Source organism: Pauljensenia sp. UMB10120, assembly GCF_030212035.1.
Taxonomy (GTDB): domain Bacteria; phylum Actinomycetota; class Actinomycetes; order Actinomycetales; family Actinomycetaceae; genus Pauljensenia; species Pauljensenia radingae_A.
Genome location: NZ_JASODH010000006.1, coordinates 176,901 through 184,043 on the forward strand (window position 1 = coordinate 176,901; position 7,143 = coordinate 184,043).

Consider the following 7,143-nt stretch of genomic DNA (forward strand, 5'->3'; position numbering starts at 1 on the left):
CAGGTCCCTTTCACAGGTCAACAGGATCTGTCACTAGCTTATCCACGTGCACTCATGGCGCACACTTTAATGTGGGTCACCCTCACTGTGAGAATCGTTGAAGGTGTGATCGTCAGGCGTCTGCTCGTTGGACGCTGGTTCTTGGGAGGCTGGCTCCTCGGGTGAGCTCGAGGCTGTGTCTGAGTCTGCGCCTTCGTCTTTTGGCGAGTCTGCGATCAGTGGTTCGGCTTCAGCGCGCAGCACGTCGCGACGCAACCTGGGCAGTCCGATCAGCATGACCGCGACCATCACCCAGCCAAAGGACACGGTAACGAGGAAGCCGCCGTGAGCGCCGGACGCGTCGATCACGCGGCCACCCAGCGTCGCCCCCACCGACACACCGATATTCATTGCCGTGGACATCCACGTCAATCCCTCAGTGAGCTGTGAGGAGGCTACGACTTTCGACACAATCGCATTGACGTTCGTCATGGTCGGCGCTATTGCCAGTCCCGTCACGAGCATTGCCACGCCAAGGGCAAGCAGGGAGTGCGCCAGCAGGAATGTTGACACACCGATGGCGAGTGCCAAGATTCCGATGGCAAAGAGTTTCCACAGCGCAGTGGTCCAGTGGCGAGCACCGTAGAACAGTGCAGCCGTGAACGACCCCATTGCGAAGAAGCCGAGCAGCACACCGGCGAGTTCCGGGTGAGCGTGCTCTTCAGTGAAGGCCACCACTGCCACGTCGTTCGCACCGAACATGACGCCCGCACCGATGAAGGTGAGCACCAGGATGATGATGACAGGGTTGAGCAGGACGGTCGGCTGGCGCACGCCCTTGATTTTCGGAGTCGGGGTCGGCTCGCTGGCGCGCTGCGGAAAGAACCCGATTGAGCCGACGATGATGAAGAACACCGACAAAATCAGACCCGTCCCCGGATGGAGCGCTGTTCCCAGCAGCGTGGCAACGATCGGTCCGATGACAAAGACAACCTCGTCAACTGCAGCTTCAAATGCGTACGCGGTGGTGAGCTGTTTCGGCGTGCGCACCACTTTTGCCCAGCGGGCACGTACCAGTGCACCGGGTGAACCCCACGTTGCGCCGGACAGCCCGGCGAAGATGAACAACACCCACGAAGGGGCGTGCAGGACGGCGGCACCAAACAGTCCGATGGTCGCAAGTGCCGACACCACCAGGGACGGCACCATAATGACAGCCTGGCCGCGTTGATCGACCAGGCGGGCAAGTATCGGGGCGCAGATCGACAAGGAGACGACGGAGATTGCACTGACCGCGCCCGCAAGCGTGTAGTTGCCATACATGCCTTTGACCAGCAGAATCGTCGAGATTCCCATCAATGACATGGGTGCGCGCAGCACCATACCAGCCAGTGAGAATTTCCATGCCCCTCGGATGCGCAGCAAATCAGCGTAATTCGAGAGCACGATTCACTATCCTAACCGTCTGCAGGCGGGTCAGCACCACCATTTTTGGCCAGATTCGTCACCCAGACGGGTATAGAATCACTGCTCTGCCGGCAAGTTTGCATGCCGGGCCCGCCTCACCTTCATTCCAATCTTCCGGCAGCGTGCAGCAGCGCCGCATCAAGCCTTACGTGAGTGCTTCGCTCACCACGTCACGCGCAGCGTCCTGAACCTTCGCAAGGTGGTCATCGCCCTTGAACGATTCGGCGTAAATCTTGTAGACATCCTCGGTTCCTGACGGGCGGGCAGCAAACCACGCGTAGTCAGTGGTCACCTTCAGGCCGCCGATTGCCGCATCGTTGCCCGGTGCGCGCACCAGTTTCGCGGTAATCGGGTCGCCCGCCAGCTCCGTTGCGCTCACATCGTCAGCAGCCAGGTTCTTCAGCTTGTCTTTCTGCTCCCGGTTCGCGGGCGCATCGACACGCGCGTACGACGAGGCTCCGAAGCGTTCCACCTGCTCAACGTGAATGTGCGAGGGCGACTTGCCTGTCACCGCCATGATTTCCGAGGCGAGCAACGCCAGGATGATGCCATCCTTGTCGGTGGTCCACACGGTGCCGTCTTTACGCAGGAACGAAGCTCCGGCCGATTCTTCACCGCCGAAGCCCACTGACCCGTCCAACAGTCCGGGCACGAAGTACTTGAAGCCCACGGGCACCTCGATCAGCGTGCGATCCAGTGATTGGACGACACGGTCAATAAGGGAGGAGGACACCAGGGTCTTACCGATCGCTGTGGACTCTGACCATCCTGGGCGGTGCGTCAGCAGGTATTCGATGGCGACCGCCAGGTAGTGGTTCGGGTTCATCAGGCCGTCAGCGGTCACAATGCCGTGACGGTCTGAATCTGCATCATTGCCGGTGGCGATGTCGTAGGGGGTGTGCCCGTTGGCATCGGGCGTCATCTGATCACGCAGGGAAGCCATCGCGTAGGGAGATGAACAGTCCATGCGGATCTTGCCGTCCCAGTCCAGCGTCATGAACGACCAGGCCGGGTCGACTTTCGGGTTGACCACCGTCAGGTCCAGATCGTACTGTTCAGCGATTGCCGCCCAGTAGTCCACCGAGGCGCCACCCAGCGGGTCTGCTCCGATGCGGATCTTCGCTTCGCGGATTGCATCCATGTCGATGATCGTGTCGAGCTGGCGCACGTAGTTCGCCAGGAAGTCGAATGTGCCCACACATTCGTGGCTGTACAGGTCAGTGTCGAGGACGCGCGGGATGGAGCGCCATCCTTTTTCAAGGAGCTCGTTGGCTCGCTGCGCGATCCACGAGGTGGCATCCGTGTCAGCCGGGCCACCGTGAGGCGGGTTGTACTTGAAGCCACCGTCGCGCGGCGGATTGTGGGATGGGGTGATGACGATGCCGTCAGCCAGTCCGTCACCACTGGTGCGTAGATTTTCGGGCGCACCGTTCGCATTGAGCACGGCCAGGGACAACGCGGGGGTCGGCGTGTAGGAATGACGCTCGTCAACCTTGATCTGCACGCCTGCAGCGGCAAGCACCTCAACGGCAGTTTTCCATGCAGGCTCGGACAGCGCGTGAGTATCGCGCGCAATGAACAGCGGGCCGTTATATCCCTGGCTTTCGCGATACTCCACGATGGCTGCGGTGATCGCGACGATGTGCGCCTCATTGAATGCGCCATCGAGTGAGGATCCACGGTGCCCGGAAGTTCCGAACACGACGCGTTGGTCCGGATTGCTGACATCCGGCTCAATGTCGTAATACGCGGAAAGAAGTTCTTGAACGTCGATCAGGTCTTCTGGTAGGGCAACTGTGCCAGCTCTTTCATGCATGACTCCAGTGTGTCACTGATCGGTGGCACCTGTCGCCCTATTCCAGCTTTCGGCACGTGCCTACTTGGTTGCCGGATCATCTCCATCAGTGGGATTAATAGGCGTTTCCAGGGAGGATTCACCTGAATCAAGGTTCTCATCAGCAGCAACTGCTCCGCCTGCAGCATCGGTTGCATCAGCGGCGGTGGAGTCTGCCTCGTCAGTGTGTGCCGGCGGAACGACCGGCTTGGCTGCGGCAGCCTGCTCAGCCTGCTGGCGACGCGAATGGCGTGCCCACAGCAACGCGGCGATGGCGAGGACAACCAGCAGGAGGCCAATCAGAACGTACGGCAGTACAGTTGCGCCGGTGTTGGCCAAAGGTGACGACGCGTTGAACGTATTGATGACAGTAGGCATCTGAACTCCACTGAGACGGTAGGCTGAGTACTGATACAACCACTCTACGACGAAAAGGCAATGACGCGATAGAGGCTCATCAGTGCCATTGGAGGTTAACGAAGACAATGGGTTGGATTGGTTCAGTTGAACACAATAACTGGCTATCGGCACAAATGCGCGCCCTCCTGGAAGAGGCGAAATGCACGATGGCATCCACCGGGTTTGCTCACCTGACCACGGAGGGGGACGCTGACACGACCCGACCAGTGGAGCTCGCGGTCACCTCGCGCATGACCTACGTGTACTCGTTGGGTATCCTGATGGGAATCCCCGGTTGCCGTCGCTTCGCAGACCACGGGATCCACTGCCTGTCGACACATTTTGTGGATGAGACTCAGGGCGGCTGGTTCACCGGCCTCACACACGACCTGGATGCTGAGGGCAACGCGGTCCCGTGGGAAGGCCCCTACGCCGACATGAAGTCGCAGTTCCATCACGCGTTCCTGATTCTGGCGGCTTCCGCGGCTACAGTCGCCAACAGGCCCGGCGCGCTTGAACTGCTCAACGCTGCACTGCACGATCAGGAGCGGTTCTGGCTGGACAAGAACGGGTTGGTGCACGATTCACTGACCGCTGACCACAAGCCGACCGACCGTCTGCATGCGATGGATTGCCTGCTGCACACCGCCGAGGCTTACCTATCGGCCGCCGAGGCGACAACCGATCCACTGTGGATTGAACGTGCCGAAGTGATCGCGCAGTTCGTCAACGAGCAGGCGTCATCCCACAACTGGCGCCTGCCCGAATACTACGACGCGCAATGGAAACCGCTGGATCATGTCCCCTCCGGTTTTGACGACGGTCGGCGCGTGTACACCGGCTACGTCATTGGCCACTCAATGCAGTGGGCGCGCCTGGCTGTCCATATTCGCGCCGCATTGCGCTCGATGGGCCGCCAGCAGCCGGATTATCTGTTCGAAATGGCGCAGGAGCTTTTCCACCGCGCCCGCGTTGATGGGTGGCGCCGCAACGGAAAGCCAGGTTTCGCACTGACCGTGTCCGCAGATGGTGAACCTGTGGATACGCACCACCTGCAGTGGGTCGCATGCGAAGGTGTGTGCGCTGCACTGGCGATTCGCCGCGCAATGCTCGATGACGGTGTCAACCCTGCAGAGGTGGAGAACTACGAGCACTGTCACCGTTCCTGGCTCGACTTCATCAACGACTACCTGATCTTGTCTCCTGGCAGGTGGATTCGCGCGCTGGATGAGAACAACGAACCGGCTTCCGAGCCGATCGCCTCGCGCCTGGATGTGTACCACGCAATCCAGACATTGTTGATGTCACGCGTGCCGCTGTGGCCGCCGTTTGCCTCGGCAATTTCGCGCGACCTGCTGGATCATCCGGAGGAAGCACCTACGGATCGGCGTTCGTGGAACATTTTCAAGCATCGCTGGTAGGCCGGTTCGACTATCGCGCGCGGCGCGTGATGCGGGTGGGTCACCCTCGTTCGTCATCATCATTGACGAGGGGACCAGCGCGTTGATGGTGCCGTGGTGTTGACATCGTTACGTGTTTCACTGCTGTTTCAGATTTTCATCTGCGCGCCTGAGCAGGTACACTGGGCGGGCTGGGAGGGCTGACCGAGCGGCCGAAGGTGACGGTCTTGAAAACCGTTGTGTCAGCAATGGCACCAGGGGTTCGAATCCCTTGCCCTCCGCGGGATTTCCCGAAAATGGCGCTTCACCTCGGTGATCACTGTTTTCGGGATTTTTTCCAGCTACGTGCCGCCGCGCCGGGAAGTTTGCCCGGATCGTGAGTCTGCGTATTTGTGGCGCGGGCGCAAGCCCGGTAGACTCAAGCGGTACTTGGAGACGTCGCATAGTCCGGTCGAGTGCGCCTCCCTGCTAAGGAGGTAGGGGTTCACGCCCCTCGCGGGTTCAAATCCCGCCGTCTCCGCTGTTGCCCCGCTGTTTCGTTGGAACGGCGGGGTTTTTCGTTGGCATGACAGGGTTTCGCTGTAACTCGTGCCTACGCGTGTGACTGCAAATTACGCCCGGTTTCGGGCCACCTTGAAGGCTTTTTTAGACACACAGTAGTCACAGGCTGAAGCTTGCAGTCGAGGTTGGAGCCGCTGGTCGAGACAGCCGGAGGGCTCCCGATCAGCCACTCAAGGTAGCCTGATGGTTTGCGATCAACCGGTCAAGGTATGAGAGACCTCGCTAAGAGTCTCATCATGTGAAAACCGCACGATAGAGCTAAAAAGTTGGGGTCTTCCTTCTACATGAGACGTGCATTCAGCGCTCTTACCTTGACCCGTTGACTCAAAAGCCCCTCATCGACCTTGACCCGTTGATGGCACACTCGATCGGAGAACCATGCTTCGACCATCTGCCGCACCTCTCCTCACTTGTTTTCATGCGCTGAACTAGATCCGCAAGAGATTGTTACTCGCACATTGGGACAGACTCCCACGGACTTTTGCCTCAGAGACAATCAATCATCCGGTAGTGAACCTCGATGGAGTCAAGCGAACGTAAATTGCTCGACCTCCTCAACTGAAACTCACGAGAGTTAATCGACTTTGACCTGCCTCCCTCCGTTGTGCAGATCACATGCAGCATCGAACATCCAACAGCTCCCGTATCACGCGACATACGGGAAACAACTCTTCGAGATGACAAACCAATAAGGTAGCAACCTTCGGCAAACACTGATACCGCGCACGGAGCGAGAACTCTCCCCAAGATTCAGCGACGTTGGCACGCTCATCACCGCGATGGCTTTTGTATGTATGACGAAATGCGATCTTTGAAAGCCACGTTCCACGCTCTGGGTTCGCTGCAAGTTCTGTTGTAACGACAGGCATTCGGTCGCGCCACAAATATCTGAGCCTAAGTTAACCAGCCAATTTTTTGCGTTCTCTCACCAAGCGGTTTTCAATGATCCGGTCGAGGTCTTCTTGACTGGTGACCGGTTTGAATCCGCCTGTGTTTTCTCCCGAAACATCGGTGTTGCCCTCGCTGGGCGCTGTCGAATCAGACATGGTCTGTTCCTTTCTTCCCGTTTATGGCTCGTCAGCCTTGTTGGTCCAGCCAATGTTCTCCGGGCTGTTTACGGAGTGCCACAAGGGGGCATAACAAAACCCCGCATGGCCAAGACCAATGCGGGGCAAACTTGCATTGCTTATAGGCTCGAAAAACGCTAACCTGATAGCAGGACGGGTTCCCCGGCCCCGCCCCCTCTCTGAGGTGGCTAGACATTGTCGAACAGGCGGGGATTGAACCCGTCCGCTACTTTTTTATTCGCGCAGTTCGATTTTAGGGGTTAATGCCCGGATTGTGTGTACGTGGTGTTGGTTTTTGTTCGGTGTGTCAGGGATTTGAGCGCTGTGTACATGCTTTGAAAGCATGTATGGTCCATGGTCTAGAAATCGGCCGCGTTGTGGTGTATGCGGCCACAAGCTTGTCAAGAACGGCAAAACCAGTGCTGGAAGAACCAGG

5 protein-coding genes and 2 tRNA genes are annotated in these 7,143 nt (G+C 58.6%); 3 read left to right on the plus strand and 4 right to left on the minus strand.

Annotation, left to right across the window (positions count from 1 at the left end):
* Window positions 1-66: 66 nt before the first annotated feature.
* From QP093_RS07520 to QP093_RS07530, 3 genes are all read right to left on the minus strand, one after another.
* Window positions 67-1,425, minus strand: a complete 1,359-nt coding sequence (locus tag QP093_RS07520) for an MFS transporter (protein WP_285015974.1) — start codon at window positions 1,423-1,425, stop codon at window positions 67-69.
* Window positions 1,426-1,591: 166 nt separating this feature from the next.
* Entirely contained in the window at window positions 1,592-3,262 is a 1,671-nt protein-coding gene (pgm, locus tag QP093_RS07525; RefSeq protein WP_058237549.1) for a phosphoglucomutase (alpha-D-glucose-1,6-bisphosphate-dependent), read from the minus strand.
* Window positions 3,263-3,322: 60 nt separating this feature from the next.
* The gene (locus QP093_RS07530) at window positions 3,323-3,658 is read right to left on the minus strand and encodes a hypothetical protein (protein WP_285015975.1); all 336 of its coding nucleotides are present in this window, start codon (window positions 3,656-3,658) and stop codon (window positions 3,323-3,325) included.
* Between the two features lie 107 nt (window positions 3,659-3,765).
* Between QP093_RS07530 and QP093_RS07535 the strand changes: the two genes are divergently transcribed.
* From QP093_RS07535 to QP093_RS07545, 3 genes are all read left to right on the plus strand, one after another.
* Window positions 3,766-5,100 carry an AGE family epimerase/isomerase gene (locus tag QP093_RS07535; RefSeq protein ID WP_285015976.1) on the plus strand — a complete coding sequence of 445 codons (1,335 nt, stop codon included), beginning with the start codon at window positions 3,766-3,768 and terminating at the stop codon, window positions 5,098-5,100.
* A 173-nt stretch (window positions 5,101-5,273) separates the two neighbouring features.
* A tRNA-Ser gene (locus QP093_RS07540) sits at window positions 5,274-5,360 on the plus strand.
* A 150-nt stretch (window positions 5,361-5,510) separates the two neighbouring features.
* Window positions 5,511-5,599: transfer RNA gene (locus QP093_RS07545), tRNA-Ser, on the plus strand.
* A gap of 940 nt (window positions 5,600-6,539) precedes the next feature.
* Here the strand turns inward: QP093_RS07545 and QP093_RS07550 are convergent.
* Window positions 6,540-6,686 (minus strand): hypothetical protein, encoded by a 147-nt coding sequence (locus tag QP093_RS07550; RefSeq protein ID WP_285015977.1) that lies wholly within the window; start codon window positions 6,684-6,686, stop codon window positions 6,540-6,542.
* Window positions 6,687-7,143 lie beyond the last annotated feature (457 nt).

What these genes read in the sequence shown, in the direction of transcription:
- pgm (WP_058237549.1), bottom strand. Translation starts at nt 3,262, where the DNA reads ATGCATGAAAGAGCTGGCACAGTTGCCCTACCAGAAGACCTGATCGAC.
- QP093_RS07530 (WP_285015975.1), bottom strand. Translation starts at nt 3,658, where the DNA reads ATGCCTACTGTCATCAATACGTTCAACGCGTCGTCACCTTTGGCCAAC.
- QP093_RS07535 (WP_285015976.1), top strand. Translation starts at nt 3,766, where the DNA reads ATGGGTTGGATTGGTTCAGTTGAACACAATAACTGGCTATCGGCACAA.
- QP093_RS07550 (WP_285015977.1), bottom strand. Translation starts at nt 6,686, where the DNA reads ATGTCTGATTCGACAGCGCCCAGCGAGGGCAACACCGATGTTTCGGGA.